Source organism: Hahella sp. HN01, from assembly GCF_018986435.1.
Classification (GTDB): Bacteria; Pseudomonadota; Gammaproteobacteria; order Pseudomonadales; family Oleiphilaceae; genus Hahella.
Genome location: NZ_JAHMIN010000111.1, coordinates 1 through 1,826 on the forward strand (window position 1 = coordinate 1; position 1,826 = coordinate 1,826).

The following is a 1,826-nucleotide window of genomic DNA, read 5'->3' on the forward strand; positions in this document are numbered from 1 at the left end:
GTTGAACTAGCGCCAGGGCTTCCGCCTTGTACTCGTCGGAATAACGTTGGCGAGATTTGGAGTTTGATGTTTTCTGTTTGGTCATAGTTCACCTCTGTAGCGTAGTGTACTCGCTTAACAGGGTGTCTATCATTGGTGGGTAGGATCAAGCTATGCCCAGCAATGTTAATCAAAAATTGAAAGGGAAAGTTGAAAATTTAGGGGTGACGCTAGGTTGTGCAGATGAAGATATATACGGAACTTCTATGAAGTTTGGAAATTGTGCGGAATTTCATGCAGCTAACCAACTGCTAAACGGAGGGGCGAAAGCTAAAAGGATCCGTTGGACATTGGCTTATTACATAAATGATAGAACTGGGACTTATACCAAAAGAGGCGGGGTGAAACCGTATTGCCCAAATTGCGTTGGTATGTTTAATCTTAAGAATGTAAAGTGATTTTGAGAAAAAATGAAAGATGTGCATTTTTATATAGACGTCATAGACGGAAAAAAGACAGTACCTCTGAAATTAATAGATGTTGGCCTGGATATGGAGACTGAAGACAGGGTATTGAATTATGCTTTTGAAAAGTTCGCTGAGGTCGCTTCCGAGAATGATGCAAAGCTTCTTGATGAATACTTAAAAGGTGACGTCAATGTTTATAGTATTAAAAAGTTTTTGGCCATAAGAACTATAGGGGAGATAGGCGGTGGTGATTACGAGAATAAAATGAAAGATTTCTTTTATTCGGGAAATAAGGTCTTATCATCGATTGCTTTAAGCTCCTTGTGTGGGATGTATTCACGTAACGTATTAAGCGGGAGTATGAGAGTTGATTTCCAACAAACGATGCTCTCCTTAATTCATAATGACAAGTCTGCTTCTGAAGATGTTATAGAGTGTTATTTGGCATTAAAGCGAGGAGGATATGAGGACTTTGATGAGATATTTTCTAACTTAAAAGAGAAAAATCCTGAGGCAGCTTACCTTGTGGAGAAATGGAGTTAAGAATGCGGTCTCATGCAGAACGAACAGGCTCTGAGTTACGAGGGGGCGAGGCGCTTGTGTTGCGACACATGACTGTCTAACTTTGCCGGGGCATAAGGACAATGATCCTGCCCACAAAGATTAGACACGTCATTAAGCGACTTTCGATGCTTCATAACTCTCTGGGCTGAGATACCCATTTGTGCTGTGAAGGCGGGTCCGATTGTAATCCACTTCGATATACTCAAACACGGCTTCACGCATTTCTTGTCGGGTTGCGTACCGCTCTCCGTGGATCGCTTCCACTTTCAGGGAGTGAAAGAAGCTTTCCACACAGGCATTGTCATAGCAATTGCCTTTGCCGCTCATGCTGCAACGAAGCCCATGCGCCTGAATCAACGTCTGATAGGCTTCTGAGCAATATTGGGAGCCTCGATCTGAATGGACGATCACCCCTTTGGGCTGACGTCGACGCCACAACGCCATGCGCAAGGCGTCGCAGACCAGCTCCGATTTCATTCGCGAACTCATCGCCCAACCTATGACTTTACGGCTGAACAGGTCCAGCACGATGGCTAGATACAGCCAACCTTCTTCCGTCCACAAATAGGTGATGTCACCAGCCCAAGCGTTGCATGCTCCTGGCCACCGTTTTACGGTTAGCCTGAACTCCCTGTTGCGCCAAGTCTTTGGTCAGCCGGGGCGCCCCATTACGCTTTTTAGCTTTATCAAAGGCGGCTCCAACCTGGATGTCCAGGGATTGCTGACGCTGTCGTCGCAGAGAAGGGGTTTTCTGCCGATGGAGCCAAACGTAGTAGCCGCTTCTTGAGACCTGAAGCGTTCTCGCCATGCAAGTGA

The 1,826-nt window shown here is 45.6% G+C and carries 2 protein-coding genes and 1 pseudogene; 2 read left to right on the forward strand and 1 reads right to left on the reverse strand.

Annotated elements, in window-relative coordinates:
- Nucleotides 1-152: 152 nt before the first annotated feature.
- Complete coding sequence (locus KP814_RS32440) at nucleotides 153-437, forward strand: hypothetical protein (protein WP_216740658.1); 285 nt, start codon at nucleotides 153-155, stop codon at nucleotides 435-437.
- A gap of 12 nt (nucleotides 438-449) precedes the next feature.
- On the forward strand, nucleotides 450-989 hold the full coding sequence (locus KP814_RS32445; protein WP_216740659.1) for a hypothetical protein: 540 nt from the start codon (nucleotides 450-452) through the stop codon (nucleotides 987-989).
- A gap of 132 nt (nucleotides 990-1,121) precedes the next feature.
- On the opposite strand, the pseudogene KP814_RS32450 reads toward KP814_RS32445, so the two are convergent.
- Nucleotides 1,122-1,826 (reverse strand): annotated as a pseudogene (locus KP814_RS32450) (IS3 family transposase); the annotation flags it as partial.

Coding starts and splice junctions, on each gene's coding strand:
- KP814_RS32440 (WP_216740658.1), top strand. CDS start 153: ATGCCCAGCAATGTTAATCAAAAATTGAAAGGGAAAGTTGAAAATTTA.
- KP814_RS32445 (WP_216740659.1), top strand. CDS start 450: ATGAAAGATGTGCATTTTTATATAGACGTCATAGACGGAAAAAAGACA.